Source organism: Vulcaniibacterium tengchongense, assembly GCF_003814555.1.
GTDB classification, from domain to species: Bacteria; Pseudomonadota; Gammaproteobacteria; order Xanthomonadales; family Xanthomonadaceae; genus Vulcaniibacterium; species Vulcaniibacterium tengchongense.
The window spans coordinates 205,132-225,721 of record NZ_RKQN01000002.1 but is presented as its reverse complement, the minus strand read 5'-3'; the positions used below and the strand labels follow the sequence as shown (position 1 = coordinate 225,721).

21 protein-coding genes are annotated in these 20,590 nt (G+C 74.3%); 11 read left to right on the top strand and 10 right to left on the bottom strand.

From position 1 onward, the window contains the following. Positions 1 to 98: 98 nt before the first annotated feature. Positions 99 to 1,976 carry a peptide-N4-asparagine amidase gene (locus EDC50_RS07405; RefSeq protein WP_123769858.1) on the bottom strand — a complete coding sequence of 626 codons (1,878 nt, stop codon included), beginning with the start codon at positions 1,974 to 1,976 and terminating at the stop codon, positions 99 to 101. A gap of 337 nt (positions 1,977 to 2,313) precedes the next feature. On the opposite strand from EDC50_RS07405, the gene EDC50_RS07400 reads away from it, so the two are divergent. Next, a complete protein-coding gene (locus EDC50_RS07400; protein WP_123769857.1) occupies positions 2,314 to 2,868 on the top strand; it encodes a GNAT family N-acetyltransferase in 555 nt (184 codons plus the stop codon). Between the two features lie 55 nt (positions 2,869 to 2,923). Here EDC50_RS07400 and EDC50_RS07395 read toward each other — a convergent pair whose 3' ends face one another. Together EDC50_RS07395 and EDC50_RS07390 are read right to left on the bottom strand one after the other, a co-directional pair. Further along, entirely contained in the window at positions 2,924 to 3,139 is a 216-nt protein-coding gene (locus EDC50_RS07395) for a hypothetical protein (RefSeq protein ID WP_123769856.1), read from the bottom strand. Next, positions 3,136 to 3,456 carry a YkgJ family cysteine cluster protein gene (locus EDC50_RS07390; RefSeq protein ID WP_123769855.1) on the bottom strand — a complete coding sequence of 107 codons (321 nt, stop codon included), beginning with the start codon at positions 3,454 to 3,456 and terminating at the stop codon, positions 3,136 to 3,138. The genes EDC50_RS07395 and EDC50_RS07390 overlap by 4 nt, the downstream gene beginning before the upstream one ends. A 654-nt stretch (positions 3,457 to 4,110) precedes the next feature. Between EDC50_RS07390 and EDC50_RS07385 the strand changes: the two genes are divergently transcribed. The 5 genes from EDC50_RS07385 to EDC50_RS07365 all read left to right on the top strand — a co-directional run bounded on the left by EDC50_RS07385 (position 4,111) and on the right by EDC50_RS07365 (position 6,675). Further along, complete coding sequence (locus EDC50_RS07385; RefSeq protein WP_123769854.1) at positions 4,111 to 4,317, top strand: hypothetical protein; 207 nt, start codon at positions 4,111 to 4,113, stop codon at positions 4,315 to 4,317. Positions 4,318 to 4,762: 445 nt separating this feature from the next. Then, complete coding sequence (gene rocF, locus EDC50_RS07380) at positions 4,763 to 5,686, top strand: arginase (protein ID WP_123769853.1); 924 nt, start codon at positions 4,763 to 4,765, stop codon at positions 5,684 to 5,686. A 118-nt stretch (positions 5,687 to 5,804) separates the two neighbouring features. Further along, the gene (locus EDC50_RS07375; RefSeq protein WP_123769852.1) at positions 5,805 to 5,936 is read left to right on the top strand and encodes an entericidin A/B family lipoprotein; all 132 of its coding nucleotides are present in this window, start codon (positions 5,805 to 5,807) and stop codon (positions 5,934 to 5,936) included. A 209-nt stretch (positions 5,937 to 6,145) separates the two neighbouring features. After that, entirely contained in the window at positions 6,146 to 6,298 is a 153-nt protein-coding gene (locus EDC50_RS07370; protein WP_123769851.1) for an entericidin A/B family lipoprotein, read from the top strand. A 176-nt stretch (positions 6,299 to 6,474) separates the two neighbouring features. Next, on the top strand, positions 6,475 to 6,675 hold the full coding sequence (locus tag EDC50_RS07365) for a CsbD family protein (RefSeq protein ID WP_123769850.1): 201 nt from the start codon (positions 6,475 to 6,477) through the stop codon (positions 6,673 to 6,675). 275 nt (positions 6,676 to 6,950) lie between these two features. Here EDC50_RS07365 and EDC50_RS07360 read toward each other — a convergent pair whose 3' ends face one another. Beyond that, positions 6,951 to 7,730, bottom strand: a complete 780-nt coding sequence (locus tag EDC50_RS07360; protein ID WP_123769849.1) for a hypothetical protein — start codon at positions 7,728 to 7,730, stop codon at positions 6,951 to 6,953. Here EDC50_RS07360 and EDC50_RS07355 point away from each other — a divergent pair. The 5 genes from EDC50_RS07355 (at position 7,729) to EDC50_RS07335 (ending at position 12,097) form a co-directional block, all read left to right on the top strand. Beyond that, complete coding sequence (locus EDC50_RS07355) at positions 7,729 to 9,168, top strand: tryptophan--tRNA ligase (RefSeq protein WP_338419817.1); 1,440 nt, start codon at positions 7,729 to 7,731, stop codon at positions 9,166 to 9,168. The genes EDC50_RS07360 and EDC50_RS07355 overlap by 2 nt on opposite strands. Next, positions 9,165 to 9,491: a hypothetical protein gene (locus tag EDC50_RS07350; protein WP_123769847.1), complete on the top strand. Its 327-nt coding sequence runs from the start codon at positions 9,165 to 9,167 to the stop codon at positions 9,489 to 9,491. Before EDC50_RS07355 ends, EDC50_RS07350 begins: the two co-directional genes overlap by 4 nt. Next, positions 9,488 to 9,853 (top strand): hypothetical protein, encoded by a 366-nt coding sequence (locus EDC50_RS07345; RefSeq protein WP_123769846.1) that lies wholly within the window; start codon positions 9,488 to 9,490, stop codon positions 9,851 to 9,853. Before EDC50_RS07350 ends, EDC50_RS07345 begins: the two co-directional genes overlap by 4 nt. 82 nt (positions 9,854 to 9,935) lie before the next feature. Next, entirely contained in the window at positions 9,936 to 10,892 is a 957-nt protein-coding gene (locus EDC50_RS07340) for an MBL fold metallo-hydrolase (RefSeq protein ID WP_123769845.1), read from the top strand. Positions 10,893 to 10,990: 98 nt separating this feature from the next. Further along, a complete protein-coding gene (locus EDC50_RS07335) occupies positions 10,991 to 12,097 on the top strand; it encodes a sensor domain-containing diguanylate cyclase (protein WP_123769844.1) in 1,107 nt (368 codons plus the stop codon). 135 nt (positions 12,098 to 12,232) lie between these two features. Here EDC50_RS07335 and EDC50_RS07330 read toward each other — a convergent pair whose 3' ends face one another. The 6 genes from EDC50_RS07330 to EDC50_RS07305 all read right to left on the bottom strand — a co-directional run bounded on the left by EDC50_RS07330 (position 12,233) and on the right by EDC50_RS07305 (position 20,486). Then, a complete protein-coding gene (locus tag EDC50_RS07330; RefSeq protein WP_123769843.1) occupies positions 12,233 to 12,619 on the bottom strand; it encodes a VOC family protein in 387 nt (128 codons plus the stop codon). Between the two features lie 266 nt (positions 12,620 to 12,885). Then, positions 12,886 to 14,253, bottom strand: coding sequence for a dihydrolipoamide acetyltransferase family protein (locus tag EDC50_RS07325; protein ID WP_123769842.1), 1,368 nt, complete (start codon positions 14,251 to 14,253; stop codon positions 12,886 to 12,888). Positions 14,254 to 14,385: 132 nt separating this feature from the next. Continuing rightward, a complete protein-coding gene (locus tag EDC50_RS07320) occupies positions 14,386 to 14,727 on the bottom strand; it encodes an SH3 domain-containing protein (protein WP_123769841.1) in 342 nt (113 codons plus the stop codon). A gap of 3 nt (positions 14,728 to 14,730) precedes the next feature. Next, the gene (locus EDC50_RS07315) at positions 14,731 to 15,774 is read right to left on the bottom strand and encodes an alpha-ketoacid dehydrogenase subunit beta (protein ID WP_123769840.1); all 1,044 of its coding nucleotides are present in this window, start codon (positions 15,772 to 15,774) and stop codon (positions 14,731 to 14,733) included. Continuing rightward, positions 15,771 to 16,844: a pyruvate dehydrogenase (acetyl-transferring) E1 component subunit alpha gene (gene pdhA / locus EDC50_RS07310; protein ID WP_123769839.1), complete on the bottom strand. Its 1,074-nt coding sequence runs from the start codon at positions 16,842 to 16,844 to the stop codon at positions 15,771 to 15,773. Before pdhA ends, EDC50_RS07315 begins: the two co-directional genes overlap by 4 nt. Positions 16,845 to 17,243: 399 nt before the next feature. Continuing rightward, a complete protein-coding gene (locus EDC50_RS07305; protein ID WP_123769838.1) occupies positions 17,244 to 20,486 on the bottom strand; it encodes a lamin tail domain-containing protein in 3,243 nt (1,080 codons plus the stop codon). Positions 20,487 to 20,590 lie beyond the last annotated feature (104 nt).

The following is a 20,590-nucleotide window of genomic DNA, read 5'->3' as shown; positions in this document are numbered from 1 at the left end:
CGTGGCGCAGGCTTCGCCAAACGCCCGCGGACTCCCGCCCGCCGCATTCGGGATCCCGCCTCGCCGCCCCGCTGCGGCGGAGCGGCGACGCCGGGGCTTCAGCGCAACCAGCCCAGATCGTCCGGCGAGCCGTCCGGATGGGCGAAGCCGCGCACGCGGTTGACGCCGTCCGGGCAGCCCACGCCCTGGGTGTGCGAGGTCACGCTGGCGCGCAGCCAGGTCACGCGCTCGCGCGAGCAGCTGCCGGCGCTGTCGTGGAAGTAGTGGCTGCGCACGCCCTGCCACCGGGTGGACGCGTTGGTGGCCGCATCGAAGGCGCGGCTGCCGACGAAGTTCGCGTACACCCGGTCCGCGTAGGTGCCGGCGGGCCGGTAGTGGGCGCGCTGCTGGTGATGGCCCTGCGACACCCAGGCCCGCGCGCGGTCGAGGTGCGCCCCGGCCACCGGATCCCGCCCGCCGCTGGCGCTGTAGTCGATCCGCAGCGGGAAGTGGTGGCGGATGCGGTCGAACGCGAGCACCCGGGCGCCGCGCTGCCGCAACGTGGTGCGCTCGGTGATGCTGGTCAGGTCCAGCTTCTGCGCGTAGGTGTGGTCCCGGTGGTCGTCGTGGCGCGCGAGCGTCACGTGCTGCGTGTTCGAGAACAGCTGTTCCTGCCGCAACGTGGTGTCGATGCGGCCGCGCGAGGTGACGACGTAGCCGGCGATCTCGTACTGCCGCCGGTAGAGCCGTTCGACGTCGCCGGTGAGGGTGGCGTTCGCGCCGGTGGTCCAGTCGTTGCGCCCGGTCGTGCTCTCCAGGGCCGTGCCGTGCAAGGTGTTGCGGGTGACCGCGCCGGTCACCTGAGTGGAGCCTTCGTCGAGATAGACCAGCAGCTGGCCGCTGTGGAAGAAGGGACCGAAGGACCCTTCCGGGCCCATGTATCCGATCTCGACCAGATGCTCCGCCCCGTCGCTCAGCAGCGCGGCGAACGGCGTCAGGTCCACCCGGTACGGCATCAGGTTGATCGACTGCGGCGTGGGCACCGGCACGTCGACGCTGCGTTCGAAGCGCAGGTTGAGATCGCTGTTCAACCAGGGAAAGAGCGGCGCCACGCCGGCGGCCTGGCCGTCGATGCGCACGACCAGCTCGCGGTAGCCGCTGCCGACGCAGCCTTGCGAGTCGTCGTCGCCGGCTTGCGGCACGCGGTCTCCCAGCGCCAGCGGGGTGCGCACCAGCAGCGGCCAACGGGCGGCGGCGTCGGCCGGCACGCAACTGAACCAGAAGCCGGGCGGTATCTGCGGATGGACGTCCAGGTAGACGCGTTCGATGTTGCGCGGCAACGGACCCTGCGACTGCCCCGATGCCGGAAGCGGGAAGACGGCGTCGGGCACCTCCGGCGCCGGCTGCCCGGCGGTGGCGGGATAGAAGATCATCCAGCCCGAAGCGACCGGATTGTCGCCCCAATACGGATCGCGGAAGTAGCCGTCCGTGTCGCGGGCGAAGCCGGGGCGCGGCGTGCGCAGCAGCGCCGAGTATTCGGTGATGTCGCGCTCCACCCGCCAGCGCTGCTGGCCCGGGTTGTACTGCGCGCCGGCGACCAGCAGTTCGGTGGACCAGTGGCCGAACACACCGTCGTCGCGGTGCGGATCGCCCAGCCCGAAGGTCACGTTGCCGATGCCGGTCGTGCCAGGCCCTTGCAGTTCGACGACGAAGATCACCTTGGCCCAGGGGCCGGGGCAGTCCGCCGGCGGCGCGTACTGGAATTCGGGCTCGAACATCGGCTCGCCGTAGTAGCCGGTGTTGACGTCGCGGAACAGCTCGACCACGCATGGCGCGATGCCCAGCCGCGGCACGCGCGGCTCGACCGACAGCGGGTTCATCGGCGGCGCGGCGGCCGGCGCGCCCTGCGCATGCAGCGCGGCGGCGCCGGCCCAGAGGCCGAGGAGCGTCGCCCCGCACAGCGCCCACGCCCGGGAAGCCCGCTTCTGGATGCTCATGGCGCACCTCGTCGCGCGGCGGCCCGGACGCGCCGACATGTGCGCCCGTGTTGCCGCGGGCGCAGTGTTCGCCCGGCGACGTGAGCGGCGGATGACATTCGCCGGCTGAACGCGCGGGCGCCGCGGCCGCTCGTCGGCGGTGCGGTTGCGGGCAGCGGTGCCGGACGCGGCGTCTCCGCGGTGCGGCGGCCGGGCGGAGGACGGGCGTGCCGGCGCCGTCCTGCGGCCGGGCAGCGCGCGCCGTCGATGCGTTCGCCCGCTCCGTCGGCGATGATGGGCGCCGTGCGCCCGGGCCGGTCCGCGGGCACGTCGCGCGCACGCATCGATCGAGGAGCACATGATCGAAACCGTCCGCCTGCGGCTTCGCCCTTGCCGGGACAGCGACAAGCCCGCGTTCGCCGCCATCCTCAACACGCCGCGGATGACGGCCGAGCTCGGCGGCGTGCGCCCGCGCGCGGAGATCGACGCCCTGGTCGACAAGCGCATCGCCGACCAGGCCCGGCACGGGCACTCGTACTGGGCGGTGGAATTGCGCGACAGCGGCGAGTTGATCGGCACCTGCGGCATCCGCGTCGCCGACGACTACCCGGGCACGCCGGTGCAGGGCATGTACGAAATCGGCTGGCGCATCGCCGAGCGCCACTGGGGCCGCGGCTATGCGCGGGAAGCGGCGCAGGCCAGCCTCGCCTGGGCCTGGGCGCATACGCCCGCGCCGTGCGTCGCGGCCTGGACGACGCCCGCGAACGAGCGTTCGCGGCGGCTGATGCAGCGGCTCGGCCTGGCACGCCGGCCGGAGCTGGACTTCGTCAAGCCGGCCAAGGGCGACGCCGAACCCGCGATGCCTCTGGTCGTCTACGCGATCGACCGACCCGCGCCGTCCGCCGCGCCCTAGCGCAGCCGGGCTCGTGCGTTCCGCCCGCTGCCGCACGCGGCCACGGGCCGGTGCGTCACGCCGCCCCGCGGGGGCCCGCGTCGCCTTCCGCCGCGCCGCCGGCGGCGCCCTTCTTGCGCAGCGGCGTGTTGCCGAGCACCTCGATGCGGCCGCCGGCCTCGCGGAAGGCGTCCAGGTCCGCGGCGATGCGCTCGCTGGTGACGTGCTTGGCGGCGCTGCCCTTGCCGTCGTAGTGGCTGCGCGCGGGGCTGAAGAAATAGGTGGAGTTCATGCGACCGGTTCCTCGGAGGGGGAGAGGGTGAGGGCGATGCCGCGGCCGCTGCGCGCGGCATAGGCGGCGCGCTCGTCGCGGCAGTACGGGCCGTCCATCACGAACCTGCGGCACACGGCCGGACGGCTCGCATAGATCGAGCAGTGCATCCGCGCGCCGTCGACCGCCACGCACCAGCCGTCCTCGTCCTTCGCCATCACGTGCAGGCCGGCCTCGGTCCGGGCGGTGAAGCGCGCGGGCACGTCGTCCCCGGGCATCAGCACGACGGTGAGGCGGCAGCAGACCGCATCGCAGGCGTCGCAGCGCGCGGCGGTCATGCCGGATCCGCTCGGCGGGCGAGGCGGTGCGTGCGGCGGTACGGATCGGACGGGCTGGGCATCGGCGCTCCGGAACGGCCCCGGTGGGGCGAGACGTGGAAGGGAGCGAGGCGAGCGACCCCGGAGGGGCGAGCGGAACGCGGAAGGAACGGCGGATTGCCGCGACATCCTACAGGCTCGGTCGTGAACGCGGACGCAGCGCGCCCCCAAGCGGTGCGGGCGGCATCCCGCGTCGCCGCGCCGCGATGGCGCCGTGCGGACGCTCGATCCTGCCGCGGGCGCCGCCGTCGCGTCCACCGAGGTCGCGTTCGCGTCGCCCACGATCCGCAGCGGGGCGAGGCGACGTTCCGGAGGAGGGATCGCCGGGCGTAGCGACGCCCGCGGCGGGCGAGGCGGATGCGCGCTGCCGGGCGCGGGCCGAGGCGGGACACGAGCGCCGGCGCGAACGTCGCCGGCCCAAAACGGGCTTGTCGCGAAGGGCGCCGGGCCGAAGCGGACGCGATCGCGGCTACGAAAGGTGGCGCGCCGCGATGCGGCCGGGATCGCGCTGCCGGCCGGTTCCAGGCGCGCGGGGCATCGCCGTGCGCGCTGTCACATCGGTTACGCGAACCGCCGCTAGGGTGGCGGTGCAGGGGACGAAGCGGGAGGACGGCCATGCGTCCCGAAGACGAAAGCCAGGCGCGGCGCGAATTCGAGCGATACCTGCGCGCGCGCGAACTGCAGGACGAGCCCGAGGCGGTCCGCGAACTGCTGTGGGACGCCTTCAGTTGGGCGCTCGGCAAGGACTGCGAAGGGCAGGCGGGGTTGCGGCCGGCCGGCGAGCGGCCGCCGGGCCGCCCGCGCGGCGCGCTTTCGGCCTGAGCCCGCGGCGCGCGAGCTTCGGCCCCTGTGCCGCGCATCGCGCGGCCGCGTCCCGGCGCCGCGGGCGCCTGCCGCCGCGGCGAACGGAACGGCTGGCGCGCAGCGCCCGGGCCGCCGCCCCGCCTCGGGGGCGGATCGGGCTCCGGACGCGGCCCGGCGCGGCGATGAAGCGCGCGCGAAACGGCGACGTCCTGCCGCGCCCAGGTGGCGTCGCACCGCGAAGGCCGCGCGCACGTCCGTCGCCACCGCGCCGCCGCAGGCCGCGGGGACGGCCATGGCCCGACCGCGCGGCGAGGGACATCGCGCCGCGCTCGCCGCGTGCTTCGCATCGCGCACCGGACGCGAGCATCCGCGTCCGGGCCGCGTGCGCATGCGCCGGTCCCGGCGGCGGCGTTATCCTTGCGCATTGCCGCGCGCAGCGCCGGCCACGCAGGAGGTTCGCCGAATGGCTCGCAGTTATCCCCCGGTTTCGTTGATCGGCGCGCCGACCGACGTCGGCGCGGGGCACCGCGGCGCGCGGCTCGGCCCCGAGGCCCTGCGCATCGCCGGTCTGGGGGAAGCCTTGGAGGCGCGCGGCATCGACGTGATCGACCGCGGCAATCTCGACGGCCCGCGCAACCCCTGGCAGAAGCCGGTCGAGGGCTACCGCCACCTCGCCGAGGTGGTGGCCTGGAACCGCGCGGTGATGGAAGCGGTCGCGGCGGAACTCGACCTCGGGCGCATGCCGATCCTGCTCGGCGGCGACCACTGCCTCGGCCTGGGTTCGATCACCGCGGTGGCGCGGCATTGCCGCGGGACCGGCAAGCGCCTGCGCGTGCTGTGGCTGGACGCGCACGCCGACTTCAACACCTCGCAGGTGACGCCGTCGGGTAACCTGCACGGCATGCCGGTGGCGTGCCTGTGCGGGCTCGGCCCCGACGCGCTGACCCGGCTGGGCGGCGCGGCCCCGGCGGTGCGGCCCGACGAGATCCGCCAGATCGGCATCCGCTCGGTCGACGAGGGCGAGAAGCGCCTGGTCAAGGAATACGGCCTGGACGTCTACGACATGCGCTACATCGACGAGGTCGGGATGAAGCGGGCGATGGAGGAGGCGCTGGAAGGCGTCGACGCGGACACCCACCTGCACGTCAGCTTCGACGTCGACTTCCTCGACCCGGCCATCGCCCCCGGCGTCGGCACCCGGGTGCCGGGCGGGCCGAACTACCGCGAGGCGCAACTGGTGATGGAGATGATCGCCGACACCGGGCGCATGGGGTCGCTGGACATCGTCGAGCTCAACCCGATCATCGACAAGCGCAACCGCACCGCCAAGCTGGCGGTGGACCTGGTCGAGAGCCTGTTCGGCAAGTCCACGCTGATGCGCGACTGAGCGCCGCAGGCGCCGGCCCGGCCGCACCCGCTGCCAGGCGCCCGTCCGCCATGCGATAGTGGGCGGCCGTTGCGCGTCGCCCGCGCAACCGCTTTCACAGAGACATCAGGAGATGAACATGAAGCGTCTGATCGCCGTGCTGCTGCTGGCCTCGTTCTCGCTCGCGCTGTCCGCCTGCAATACCGTCGAAGGTGTGGGCAAGGACGTGCAGAAGCTCGGCGAGAAGGTCGAGGACTCGGCCAAGAAGTAAGCCACCGCGGCCCCCCCCGCGGGCGCATCGAAGAAGGCCGGCCCGTCCGGCCTTTTTCGTGCCCGCGCGGCGCGCCGGGAGGCTGAACCGCGGCCGTGCCGGGCGCCCCGATTCCACGTCCGCTTCACGGCGGCTCGCGTGTCATGCGACCGCGACCCCGCCGCAGGCGGGTTCCGCCCGACACCCGTCACTTCCGAAAGGAGAGTCCCATGAAGCGTTTGTTGGCCCTGATGCTGCTGGCCCTGTTCTCGACGGGCGTGCTGACGGCGTGCAACACCGTCGCCGGCGCCGGCAAGGACGTGCAGTCCGCCGGCGAGAAGGTCGAGGAGACGGCCGAGGACTGCAAGGACGGCAACTGCTGAGGCGCCGCGGCGTCACGCGAAAAGGCCGGAGCGATCCGGCCTTTTTCGTCGCCGCGCGCTGAAGCGTTCACCTACGTCGAGGCGCGGCTAACGCAATCCTGACCTGGAACGAATGCACGGGGCGCCATGCTGAGCGCGACGAAGCGGCGAGAGCGCCGCGCCACCGAGGAAGCAGCATGAACAGAGACATCATCGCGGGCAAATGGAACCAGATCAAAGGCCAGGCCAAGGCCCGTTGGGGCGATCTGACCGACGACGTGTTCGACGTGAGCGAAGGCAACGCCGAATACCTGGCCGGCAAGCTGCAGGAGCGCTACGGCTGGGAGCGCGAGCGGGCCGAGCGCGAGGTGCGCGAGTTCGAGAAGACGCTGAACTGACACGCGGCGGCGCGCGCCGTCGGGGCCGGAGCGATCCTCCGGCCGCGGCGCGCGCCGGCGGCGGGTGGAAGAACCGAGGAAAGACGAGGAGATCGGGCCGGCCCTGCCGGCCCGTTTCTTTTGCGGGGCGGCGCGCTGCGCGCGGGCCCGGGGCCGCCGTTCGCCGCGCCGGTGCGCTGCGCGCGCGGGCGGCGCATCCGCGGACGCGGCGGTTCTCCGCGAAGCGCGCGGCCCGCGCCGGCGCGGGCCGGCGCTCGCCGGGCGACCCGCCGCCTCTACGGGTCGGGCACGAAGCCGACCGGGAACGCGCGCGGGCGGTCCCCGGGTATCTCGCGCGGATGCGGCGGGACGAGCGGCACGCCCCGCGCGAGCAACGCGGCCGCGTCGTCGTAGCGCAGCTCCAGCATCTGCGCCGGACGGCGGCTGGCGCGGACGAAGCCGGTGGTGGCGATCGGCGACCATTCGCGCGCGCCGTGCGCGGTGCCGAGCGATTGCCGGGACGCGCGGAGCGCATCGGCCGCGGCCGCCGCGCCGGCGCCGGACGGCCGCGCGGATTCCCGCGCCACCGACGCCGGCGGTCCGGGTGCCGGGATGCGGGCATCCGCGTCCCGCGCCTCGGCGAACACGGCCATGCCGATCACGCCGACGTTCTCCGGCTGGCCGGTGCGCGCGGCGTAGCTCGCCGCCACGTCGGCGAAGACGAATTGCGCGACCTCGTCCAGCGACTTGCGCCAGCCGGGAATCTCCGCGCGCTGCCAGGGGCCGAGCACGTAGCCGGCCTGCGCGGGGTGCGCGGTCTGCCCGGTGAGCGCATTGACCCCGTCCACCGACAACACCACCAGCACCCGCTCCGGGCCGGCGTTGCGCAGGCGGACCGCATAGCGGTGTCCGGGCGCGGCGGCGATCCAGCGCTGCCCGCGGTGCGCGACCTGCGCCAGCGCGCGGCCGGCGTCGCGGTCGACCACCTCCAGTTCGACCCGCGGCCGCGCGCCCAGCGGAACGCAGGCGGACCAGGCGAGCAGCAGGGCGGCGAGGCGGGAGAGCAGGCGTGGCATGGCGGCGGACTCCGCGAGGGGACAGGCCATGCAAACGCGCCGGCGGCACGGGCGGGGTTGCCCGGGCGGGTACACTGTGGGGCCGTTTTCTCCGCTTCCGCTTCGCATGAGCCCCACCCGCGTCCTCACCGGCATCACCACCTCGGGCACGCCGCACCTGGGCAACTACGTCGGCGCGATCCGCCCGGCCGTGGCCGCCAGCCGCGCGCCGGGCGTGGAGAGCTTCTACTTCCTCGCCGACTACCATGCGCTGATCAAGGTGCAGGAGCCGGCGCGGGTGCAACGCTCGACGCTGGAGATCGCCGCGACCTGGCTGGCCTGCGGCCTGGACCCGGACAAGGTCTGGTTCTATCGCCAGAGCGACATTCCCGAGATCCCGGAACTGACCTGGCTGCTGACCTGCGTCGCCGGCAAGGGCCTCCTCAACCGCGCCCACGCCTACAAGGCGGCGGTGGACAAGAACCGTGAGGCCGGCGAGGACGACGACGCCGGGATCAGCGCCGGGCTCTTCATGTACCCGGTGCTGATGGCCGCGGACATCCTGCTGTTCGGCGCGCACAAGGTGCCGGTGGGCCGCGACCAGATCCAGCACATCGAGATGGCGCGCGACTTCGGCCAGCGCTTCAACCATCTCTACGGCGAGCACTTCGTGCTGCCGGAGGCGGCGATCGAGGAGCACGTGGCCACGCTGCCGGGCCTGGACGGGCGCAAGATGAGCAAGAGCTACGACAACGTCATCCCGCTGTTCGCGCCGCGCGAGACGCTGAGGAAGCTGATCTACTCGATCGTCACCGACTCGCGCGCGCCGGGCGAGCCGAAGGATGCCGGGAGCTCCAACGTGTTCCAGCTCTACCAGGCCTTCGCCAGCGCCGAGGAGACCGAGGCGATGCGGGGCGCGTTCGCCGCCGGCATCGCCTGGGGCGAGGCCAAGCAGGCGCTGTTCGAGCGCATCGACGCCGAGGTCGCGCCGCTGCGCGAGAAGTACGAGGCGCTGATCGCCGAGCCGGCGAAGATCGAGGCGATCCTGCGCGCCGGCGCGCAGCGCCTGCGCGAGCGCTACGCCGCGCCGCGCCTGCGCGCGCTGCGCGAGGCGGTTGGCCTGCGCGACCTGGCTCTGGCCGGGCAGCGCGGCGGCGCGCACAAGCCGCAGGGCAAGGCGGCGGCGCCGGTGTTCAAGCAGTACCGCGAGCGCGACGGCCGCTTCTACTTCAAGCTGGTCGCCGGCGAGCGCGCCCTGCTGCAGAGCGTCGGCCACGAATCGGCGCGCACCGCCGGCGAGCTGATCGCCGCGCTCAAGCGCGACGGCGGCGCGGCGCTGCATCGTGCCGAGGACGGCGCGGTGCGCCTGGGCGAGGCCGTGGTCGGGCGCCTGCTCGAGGACGCGACCCTCGACGAGCTGGCCGAGGCGCTGGCGCGACTCGTCGCGGAAGACGCATGAGCCCGCTGGTCGAGGCGAACCTGGCGCTGATCCTGTTCCTGCCGTGGCTGGCGGTGCTCGGCGCGCTGTTCTGGCTGTTCCCGCGCCGGCCGCGCACGGTGGCGCGGCGGCGCTTCGACGCGGTCGCGCTGGCGCTGGCGCTGGCCGCGTTCGTCGCCGCCAACGGCTGGGCGCTGGGCTACGCCGACCGCGCCTACGGGCGGCTGTGGCCGCAGATCCTGGCCACTTCGGTGGCCTACGGCGTGTTCCTGCTGGTGCTGGCGGTGGCCGTGTTCGTGCGCCGGCGCTGGCTGCGCGGGCGCGACGGCGGAGCCCGGCGATGACCGGCTCCGGGCCGCCGCCGGGCAGGCGCGCGCTGCGCGCATCGGCCGGCGCCCTGCTCTGCCTGTCGCTGGCGCTGCTGTGGCCGTACGCGGCCCTGGACGGCTACTACGCCCACGCCTGCACGCAGCCCGGCGAGCACCACGGCTTCGCGCTGCTGATGCTGCTCCTGCCGGTGCTGCTCCTGCCGGCCTCGGCCTTGCTGTGGCCGGTGCTGGCGGCGGCGCTCCACCTCGTGCTGCGGCCGGCGCGGCGGTTGGCGCGCGCGGGCGCGGTCGGCGCGCTGGCGCTGCCGATCCTGTTCGCGCTGGGGTGGCTGCTGGCATGGCTGCTGTCGGCGCGCACGTCGTGCCTGCTCTACTGACGGGCGAATCGACCAAAGCGGCATCGTCCGTCGCGCCGGCGCTGCCTAGACTGGAGCTCCGATCGCCTCCAGGAGCGCCCTCATGGATCCCGCGCACGCCGCGCACGGCATCGTCACCATCGACACCGGCTTCCAGCGCCCGCGGTTCGACGCCGCCTACCTGATCGTCGAGAACGGCCGCGCCGCGTTCGTCGATTGCGGCACCCGCCATGCGCTGCCGGCGCTGTTCGCCGCGCTGGAGGCGCAGGGCCTGGGCGCGGAGGCGGTGGACTGGGTGATCCTGACCCATGTCCACCTCGACCACGCCGGCGGCGCCGGCGCGTTGATGCGCGAGCTGCCGCACGCGCGCCTGCTGGTGCATCCGCGCGGCGCGGCGCACATGGTCGACCCGGCCCGCCTGGTCGCCGGCGCCACCGCGGTGTACGGCGAGGCGGAGATGGCGCGCAGCTACGGCGAGGTGGTGCCGGTGCCGGCCGCGCGCGTATACGAGGCGCCCGACGGCACGGTGGTCGAGCTCGCCGGCCGCCCGTTGCTGTGCGCCGACACGCCCGGCCATGCGCGCCACCACCTGTGCGTGTGGGACGCGCGCAGCCGCAGCTGGTTCACCGGCGACACCTTCGGCCTGTCCTACCGTGAGCTCGACGACGCGCAGGGCCGGCCGTTCGCGATCCCGACCACCTCGCCGGTGCAGTTCGAACCCGAGCCGCTGAAGGCCTCGATCCGCGCGCTGTGCGCGCGCGAGCCCGACGCGATGTACCTGACCCACTACGGCCGGATCGGCGACGCCGCGCGGGTCGGTGCGGAGCTGATCGAGCAGGTCGATGCGATGGTCGCGCTGGCGCGCGCCGCGCGCGACCGGCCGGACCGCCACGCCTGGCTGGTCGAGGCGCTGGCGGCGCTGTACGCGGAGTGCGCGGCGGCCCACGGCAGCCGCGCCGGCGCGGCCGGGGTGCGCGCGGCGCTGGCGATCGACATCGAGCTCAACGCGCAAGGCCTGGAAGTGTGGCTCGACCGCGAGGCGAAGCGGACCGGCGGCTGAAGCCGCCCCGGACGGTGTGCGGTGCATCACAGGCCCGGGCGCGGCCGCCGGAGTAGCCTGTCGCCACTTCGCGACCGGGCCGCACGCGCCCCCTCTCCATGTCCGCCGTCCCCCCTCTGCCGCTCGCCACGCCGCTCGAGGAAGCGCCGCGCCAGCTCGCGCTCGACGCGTACGCGATCCTCGACACCGCGCCCGAGCAGGCCTACGACGACATCGTGCGCCTGGCGGCGACGCTGTGCGAAACGCCGGCGGCGGCGATCTCGCTGATCGACCGCGAGCGGCAGTGGTTCAAGGCGCGGATCGGCATCGAGGACGCGCAGACCCCGCGCAGCGAGGCGGTATGCGACCGCGCGATCCGCAACCCGCACGAGCTGCTGGTGGTGGAGGATTTCCGCGCGCAGGCCGGGATCCCCGCGCCGCCGCTGCGCATCGGCGGACGGCCGGTGCGTTTCTACGCCGGCATGCCGCTGCTGAGCCCGGAAGGCCACGCGCTCGGCACCGTGTGCGTAATGGACGTGCGCTCGCGCCGGCTGAGCGCCGGCCAACGCGAAGGCCTGGGCGTGCTGGCGCGGCAGACCGGGCACCTGCTCGAACTGCGCCGCTACGCGCTGGAACAGCGCCGCCTGCTGGCCGAGCGCGAGGCGTTCGCGCGGCGCCTGGAGGCTTCGCGCGAGGACCTGCAGCGGCGCCACGACCAGCTCCAGCACAGCGCCACGCACGACGCGCTCACCGGCCTGCTCAACCGTACCGCGCTGAGCCAGCTGCACGAGGACCCGGGGGTCGCCGAGCGCCTGGCGCGGCGGCCGTACACGCTGATGCTGCTGGACATCGACCACTTCAAGCAGGTCAACGACCGCTACGGCCACCTGCTCGGCGACCGCGCCCTGCGCGCGGTCGCCGACGCGGTCGCGGCCTCGGTGCGGCATGGCGACTTCGCCGCGCGTTACGGCGGCGAGGAGTTCCTGATCCTGCTGCCGGACACGCGCCTGGACGACGCGGCGCAGGTCGCCGAGCGCATCCGCGGGCACATCGCGCAGGCGGCGCTGCCGTTTCCGCTGACGGTGTCGATCGGGCTGGCGATGGGCGAGCCGGGCCGCGACTGGTCCGAGCAGGTGTTCGTCCGCGCCGACCAGGCGCTGTACCGCGCCAAGGCCGCCGGTCGCAACCGCGTGGTCGCGGACGACACGCCCTGGCACCACGGCTAGCGCGTTCGTTCCGGGGCGCCCTCCACCCGACCGCTCCGGCAAGCGGGAGGGCGGCTTCCGAAGCTCCGGCAGGGGGCCTGCCGCCCGCTCCCGCTCGCGCGAGCGGGCCGGCGAGGGCATGCGCGGCCCGGGCGTTCAATCCCACACGTTCGGCGGCGGATCGCGGTCGGGCTCCTTCATCCGCACCACGCAGAAGCGCTGGCCGGTCGGCGCCTCCATCACCCACCAGCGCTTCACGAACCCGACCCGCCTGGCGCCCAGCTTCTCCAGCCGCGCGGCCTCGGCGTCGATGTCGTCGGCCTCGATGTCCAGGTGCACGCGCGAAGGATGGTCGACCTTCTGCACCTCGACGGACAGGCCGCCGCGCGTCCGGCCCAGGGACTGGTACTGCGCGGTGTCGTCGCCGGCGTCGCGGTCGACGACCGCGGCGCCCAGGGCCTGGCTCCAGAAGTCGGCCGCGGCGTCGAGGTCGTCGGTGTTGCAGTCGATGATGAAGCCGGCGAGGCGGCTGCGGTGCGGCATGGGGGGCTCCGTCGCGAAGAAGGGCGGGTGCGGTAGCGGAGCATAGCGCCCGTGTCGCCGCCGTCGACGGCGGCCGCCTTGAGCATGGCGCGAGGCCGGTTCCCGCCCGGATCAAGGCGGTTCGGAACGGATCGAGGGGGACCGGTCACGAGCGGGGCGTTCCGCGGTTCCCGTTCCCCCCTTCGTCCCTCGTCCGGGATGCCCCGTTGCGAGCCCGGATGCGCTGCGCTTGTCCGGGCTGCGGAGGAGCAACCGTTCGCTCCCGGCTACTGCGGCAGGGCCATGTCGTCCAGCAGCGCCTTGAGGAAACGCGCGGCCTCGCCGCCGGTGCAGGCGCGATGGTCGAAGGTCAGCGAGATCGGCAGCCGGCGGTGGACCTCGATGCCGCCCATCACCGCGACCACGTCGTGCGACAGCTTGCCGGCGCCGACGATCGCCACGCACGGCGGCACCACCACCGGGGTGGCGTAGCGGCCGGCGAACATGCCGAAGTTGGACAGCGAGATCGTGTAGCCGGAGAGCTCGCTCGCCGGGATGGTGCGCTCCTCGACCTGCGCGCGCAGGCGGTTGATGCCCTCGCGCACGCCGCGCGCGTCGAGCATGTCGGCGTTGCGCAGCGCCGGCACGAACAGGCCGTCGTCGGTGTCCACCGCGATGCCGATGTCGACGTGCGGATGCAGGGTGCGGGTCAGGGTGTCGCCGTCGAACCAGGCGTTCAGCGCCGGCACCGTCTTGCAGGCGGCGACGATCGCGCGCACCAGCCGCGCGGTGATGTCCTGCTTGCCGATCCAGGCGTGCAGGTCGGCGTCGTCCACCAGCGTGGTCGGCACCACCTTGGCGTGCGCGTCGGCCATCACCCGCGCCATGTTGCGGCGCACGCCCTTGAGCTGCTCGGGCTGGCCGCTCGCGGCCACGCCCGGCGGCTGGGTGCGCATCGGGCGGCCGGACTGCGACAGGGTGCTGCGTGCGGCCGCGGGCGCCGGCGGCGCGGCGCGGTCCGCCGCCCGCACGGGGGCCGCGGCCGGCGGCGCGGCGCCCTCCGCGGCCGCGCGCTTGACGTCGTCCATCGTGACCACGCCGTCGGCGCCGCTCGGGCGCACCCGGGCGAGGTCGACGCCGAGCTTGCGCGCCAGCGCGCGCACCGCCGGCATCGCCTTGACCCCGCCCACCGCGACCGCCTGTTCGCTGCGCACCGCGTCCGAGCTCTGCATCGCGCCGACCACGGTGCCGGCGTCGGCGCGCGGCTCGCCTTTCGGCGCCGGCGCCGCCGCGGCGCTGATCGCGCCGCCGTCGTCGGAGGCGACCACTTTGCCGCCGTCGCTGGGCGCGGGGCTGCCGGCGCCGTGGTGATGGCCGGTTTCCTGGCCCTCGGCGCGTTGCGGCAGCGAGGGGTCGATCTCGAACTCGGCCAGCATGGTGCCGGTGACGATCACGTCGCCGGGGCCGCCGGCCAGCCTCAGCACCTTGCCGGACACCGGCGAAGGCACCTCGACCACCGCCTTCGCGGTCTCCATCGACACCAGCGGCTCGTCCAGGCGGATCGTGTCGCCCTCCTTGACGAACCACTCGACGATGGTGGCGTCGGGCAGGCCTTCGCCGAGGTCGGGAAGCAGGAAGGTCTTCTGTGCGGTCATGCGGAATCGTCTCGTTTCGTGTGTCGGTGGCGGCCGCCCTGCCACCAGGGCGGGGGAGGAGCGCGCTCTCCGCGGCGGTATCGACGCGCCGCGCTCCTCCGGCCTCCCCTGCAGGCAGGGGAGGCGTTCGTATCAATCCAGCAGCTGCAGCACCCGTGCCGGCACCCAGCCTTCGTCGCCGCGGGCGTTGCGCGCCCACCACCACTGCGCCAGCTCGCGCTCGAGTTCCAGCGTCTCGCCCGGATCGGCGTCGAGCTCGCGCGTGTCGTAGTCCGCGAGCGCGGTGGCGGGGCCGCGCCCGGCGTCGAACAGCGTCGCCGGCACCCAGCCGCCGCGGCCGTCGGCCAGCGTGGTCCAGACGAAGTCCGGCCATTCGCGGTCGCGCTCGCCGAGCGTCACCGGCGTGCCGGGCGCGACCCGGATCGGCGGGCGGTCCGGCGCGCGGTGCGCGGCGACGACGCGGGCCCGCGGCATCGCTCAGCCCGCCGCGAGGGTGCGCTTGGCCGCGGCGACGATCCGCTCCACGCTCGGCAGGTACTTCATTTCCAGCCGGAACAGCGGGATGTGGGTGTCGTAGCCGGTGACGCGCTCGACCGGCGCCAGCAGGTCGTACATCGACTCCTCGGCCAGGCGCGCGGCGATCTCCGCGCCGAAGCCGGCGGTCTTCGGCGCCTCGTGCACGATCACGCAGCGCCCGGTCTTGGCCACCGACTCGGCGATGGTGGCGAAGTCCAGCGGCTTGAGCGTGGCCACGTCGATCACCTCGGCGCCGATGCCCTCGGCCGCGAGCCTGTCGGCCGCCTCCAGCGTCTCCTTGACCTGCGCGCCCCAGGTGACCAGGGTGACGTCGCTGCCGTCGCGCAGCACGTAGCACACGTCCAGCGGCAAGGCCTCGCCGTCGTCGGGCACCACTTCCTTGTACTGGCGGTAGATGCGCTTGGGCTCCATGAAGATCACCGGATCCGGGTCGCGGATCGCGGCCAGCAGCATGCCGTAGGCGCGCGCCGGCGAGGACGGCATCACCACGCGCAGGCCGGGCACGTTGGTGAAGATCGCCTCGTTGGCCTCGCTGTGGTGCTCCGGGGCGCGGATGCCGCCGCCCCACGGCACGCGCAGCACCATCGGGCAGGTCAGGCGGCCGCGGGTGCGGTAGCGGAAGCGCGCGGCGTGGCAGACGATGTGGTCCACCATCGGGTAGACGAAGCCGTCGAACTGCGACTCGGCCACCGGCTTCATGCCCTGCGCGGCCAGGCCCACGGTCAGGCCGGCGATGGTGGTCTCGTCCAGCGGCGTGTCGAGCACGCGCTCCGGGCCGAACTGCTGCTGCAGGCCGGCGGTGGCGCGGAACACGCCGCCGTTGACGCCGACGTCCTCGCCCAGCACCAGCACGGTCGGGTCCTGGCGCATCTCGTAGGCCAATGCCTGGGTGATCGCCTCGATCAGGGTGATCGCCGGCGCGACCGCGGCCGGCGCGGCGGGCGCGCCGCCGGCGAGGGTCTTGGGGGCGTTCTCGGCGTTCATCGACGGGCCTCCTGGGCGAGCGCGGCGGCGCGTTGCGCGCGCAGATCCGGCGGCGGATCCGCGTACAGGTAGTCGAACATCGCCTCGACCGGCTGCACCGGCGTCTCGAGGTAGGCGTTGATCTCCTCGTCGACGCGCTTGCCGCATTCCTCGGCCCAGGCCTTCTCCTCGGCCTCGCTCCACAGCCCCTGCGCGGTGAGGTAGGTGCGCAGGCGCGCGATCGGCTCGCGCGTCCAGGCCGCCTTGACCTCGTCCTCGCTGCGGTAGCGGCGCGCGTCGTCGGCGGTGGTGTGGTCGTGCAGGCGGTAGGTCAGGAACTCGATCACGCTGCCGCCCTCGCCGCTGCGCGCGCGCTCGGCGGCGCGGCGCATGCCTTCCAGCACCGCGATCAGGTCGTTGCCGTCCACCTGCAGGCAGTGCAGGCCGCCGGCCAGGCCCTTCTGCGCCAGGGTCTTGGCGCCGGTCTGCGCCGAGCGCGGCACCGAGATCGCCCAGCCGTTGTTGATCACGCACAGCACCAGCGGCAGCTGGTAGGCGCCGGCGGAGTTGAGCGCGGCGTAGAAGTCGGTCTTGGACGAACCGCCGTCGCCGCAGCAGGCCACCGCCAGGCGCGGTTCCTTGCGCAGCTTGAACGCGAGCGCCGCGCCGGCGGCGTGCAGGCACTGGGTCGAGATCGGCACGCACCAGGCGAAGTCGTGCTTGGGCCCGGCGAAGTCGTTGCCGCGCTCGTCGCCGCCCCAGTACAGCAGCACCTCGCGCGGGCGCACGCCGCGCATGAACTGCGCGCCGTATTCGCGGTAGCTGGGGGCGAACACGTCTTCCGGCCGCATCGACGCGCCGATGCCGACGTGGGTGGCCTCGTGGCCGAGGCAGCTGGCGTAGGTGCCGAGCTTGCCGGTGCGTTGCAGCGCGATCGCCTTGCTGTCGAAGGTACGCACGAACAGCATCTGCTTGAACAGCGGCAGCAGCGCCTTGGCGTCGCGGAAGGCGGGCGGCAGGTCGGCGACCGGCGCGCCGTCCGGGCCGAGGTATTGCAGGTATTCGATTTCGAAGGTCGCGGCGACCGTCATCGGGAGGTCCTGACTGGGTGTTGGGGGAAAGCCGCGGCGGGCGGCCGGATCCAGTGCCGGCGGCGGCGCTGCGGCGGGCCGGGCCGGCTTTGCCGGCCCTGGCGCCACGGCATCGGTGCAGGAAGCCCGATGCGCTGAACGCGGGGATCATACCGAAGGCGCGGTAAAGAGCCGTTGCGCGCTGCGGCATGCAAGTCGCCGCGAAACGCGCTAAGCGCCGGCGCGCGGACGCGCGCCGCGGCGATCCGCCACGTCGGCCGGCGCGCGTTCAGCCGAGCGCCGCCGGCTTCTTCCGGGCGCAACGGGGACGCGCTTTCCACTCCGTTCCGCCGGGATGCCGGGTGCGGCAAGGAAAAGGGCGCGCCGGAGCGCGCCCTCGCGCCTGCCGCGATTGCCGGATCAGCGCTTGCGGATGCCGACGCGGATCGTGTCGCGGTTGTCGCCCGCGTCGGGATCCGGCGTGGCGGCGCCGATCTGCGCGGCGAACTCCAGTTCGGCGCCGCGGCGCGGCCGCTCCGGCACGGTCACGGCGAAGGCGAACCACTGCGTGCCGGGCGCGAGCGCGGCCTCGCGGGCGCACTCGGCGCGGAAGCCGGCGCCGGTGTCGGCGCGCGCGCAGCGCCAGCCGCGCGGCGCGGACACCGCGGCGAAGCGCCCGGCGACGTTGCCTTCCAGCACCAGCCGGGCCTGCTGCGCGGCATCGGGCCCGGCGTTGCGCACCGGCACCAGGAAGGTCGCGATCGCGCCCTTGCGCACCGGCAGCAGGCCGCCCTCGATCCGCACCGACAGGGCCGCCGACTGCACCACCGTCACCGCGGCTTCGGCCTGGTTGTCGCCGTTGGCCGGATCGCGGGTCTGCGAGCGCACCGCCGCGGCCATGCGCAGCGCGGCGCCGTGCGCCAGCGCGGGCGCGGCCACGGCGAGCGCGAACTCCGCCGCGCCCTGCGGCGCCAGGCGCGGCGTGGTGCAGGTCACGGTGGTCGAGGCCGCGTCCTGCGCCGGCGCGGCGCAGGTCCAGCCGGCGGGCGCGGTCACCGCCGGCGTCACCGCGGCGTCGAACGCGAACGCCACCGCCGCATGCTCGGCCGGGTTCGGGCCGGCGTTGCGCACCGCGGCGGCGAAGGTGGCGGTCTGGCCGGCGCGCACGGACCGCGGGGTGGCGCCCGCGGCGACCGCCAGGTCGGCGCTGCGGAACGCCGGCACGGCGATGCTCAGCCGCACCGGGTCGTGGTCGGACACGCGCAGCGGCAGCGCCGGATCGTCGAAGTGGTCGACCGCGAAGTCGGCGTTGATGCGGGCGTGCTCCACCCGCACCGCGGCGGCGTCGAGGAACAGGGCCTCGTTCACCAGCACGTGGTCCAGCGCCTGCGCGTTGCCGGCGTACACGTAGGAGTAGCGCTGCGCCGGATCGGCGATCAGCTGCGAGCCGTCGATGAGCGGGCGCGCCAGCGGGCTCGGCACATGGCTGAGCACCCGGCCCGGCGGCGCCGGCTCGCCCTTGATCACGCCGAGCACGTCGACGTAGCCGTCGTTGAACTCGAACGCGTTGAAGTCGCCGACCAGGATGATCTTCTCGCTCGGATCGGCCTGCTGCAGCGATTCGACCAGCCCCGCCAGGTAGGCCGCCTGCGCGCCGCGCTTGGCGCGCACGCGCGCGCCGGCGCTGCTCCAGCCGTTCTCGCCCGGATCGGCCGAGTCCAGGTCGTTGAGCGAGCGCAGGTGGTTGACGATCACCGTGACCGGGTACTGCGCGCCGTTGTCCTGGTGCACCCGCGCGCGCAGCAGCAGCGGCGGGCGGTCGTTGAGCAGGCTGGTGCTGCCGTCGGGGTTGGCCAGGGTCGCGTCCTTGCCGTACTGCACCACCTCCAGCGCGTCCACGCGCGGCCGGCCGGCGCCGTTGTCGCGGCGCGCGACCAGGAAGCCGACGTTGATGCCGCCGACGTCGTTGCCCGGCACCAGGTACGGCTGGTAGTGCGGCGCGCGCGCGCCGCAGGCGGCGTCCACGCGCTCGGACAGCAGGCCCAGCACGCGCAGGTTCTCGACCTCGACCACGCCGAGGATGTCCGGTGCCTTAAGGTAGTCGCAGATCGCCGCCGCCGCCTTGGCGAGGCGGAACGCCAGTGCCTGCGGCTGCACGGTCGGCGCGCCGTTGTTGTCGGCGACCTCGTCGAACAGGCGCAGCAGGTTGAAGCCGGCGACGGTGACCTCGTCGTAGGCCGGCTCGCTCACCGGCTGCGGCAGGCGGCCGCCCGCGACCGCCGGCGGCGTGGCCGGGTCGGGCAGCAGCGCCCAGGTGCCGGAGTGGTAGTCGAGCACGCCGCGCAGGCCGCGCACCTGCGCGCCGACGTCCACGGTCAGCGGCTGCGCGTCGATCTGGCCCCAGCTGCGCACCATCAACCGCTCCGGGTTGGTGTCGAACAGCGGCGGCCGCTTGTCCGGCGGCAGCGCGGCCAGGGCCGCATCGAGCACGCCGATGCCGGGTTCGCGGAACGGCCGCGCCACGCCGGGCAGGACCACGTGGAACACGCCGTCGTTGGCGGCGGTGGCGCTGGCGTCGCGGATCGAGCCGCCGGACGGCGCGACCGCGGTCGCCGCGGCCACGCTCACGCGCATGGCTTCCAGGCGCTCCAGCGCGTCCGGTGCCGCATCGGGGCCGAGCTCGGCCGCGCCCAGCTCGACCGGCGCCGGCAGCGCCGCCCCGGCGTGCAGCAGTTCCACGGTCGGCTCGACCAGCTCGGTGACGCTGAGCTGGTTGCGGTTGGACGACGGCACGAACTCCTCGACCCTGGCGGTCACCCGCACGCGGTGGCCCACCGCCGCCGCGGCCGGCGGGGCGCTGCCGGTGAAGACGAAGATCGCGTCCGAGGTGGCCGGGTCGCCGTCGCCTTCGCTCTGCAGGAAGAAGCCGTTGTTGAACTTGCGCGCGGTGACCACGCCCTCGGTGACCACGCGCTTGCCTTCGTACGGCGAACGCAGCCCGCCGCCCTGGATCCGGGCGATGGCCAGCGGCAGCGCCGGTTCCGGCGCCGGGCCGGCGGCGCCGCTGTTGCGCGGGTTGGGCGCGCCGACGGCGAAGTCGGCGGCATTGTCGTTGCTGTCGCTGGCGCCGTCGCTCTTGCGCAGCGCGGCGGTGGTGTTGCCCAGGGTGGCGGTGGGCGCCGAGCCCTCGAAGCAGTTGGCGGCGCTGCCGTAGCCGACGAAGTCGACCAGGTTGGCGTCGCCGAGCGGGCAGGCGCCGCTGAGCGCGGCGGTCGAGCGCACCAGCGCGACCTTGCCGGCGCCGCCGGCCATCGCGATGGAACCGACCGCGTCGGGCGTCGGCAGATCGGCGCTGCCGCCGCTGCCGGCGGCCTGCTGGATCAGGTAGTAGCCGCCCGGCGCGATGGTGCCGGCGAGCTGGGTCCGGTTCGACCAGCTGGTGCCGGCGGAGGAGGCGTACTGCACGCTCCAGCCGTCCAGGCTCACCGGCGCGGCGCCGGTGTTGCGCAGTTCGATGAAGTCGTTCCTGAGCGTGGCGCCGCTGTTGCCGCCGCCGCCGTAGACCTGGCTGATCACCACCTGCGCGTGCGCGCCGCCGGCGAGCGCCAGCCACAGCGCGCCGCTCCATACCGCGGCCGCGATGCGGCCTTCGCACTTGTCCATGAGCTTCCCCGGGTTGTGTGCCCGCCGCCCCCCGTCCTGGCGGTGCCGGCGGGCCGTCGGCCTGCGGCGGACAGGAGTTTGCCCGAATCCTCGCGGCCGCGGGT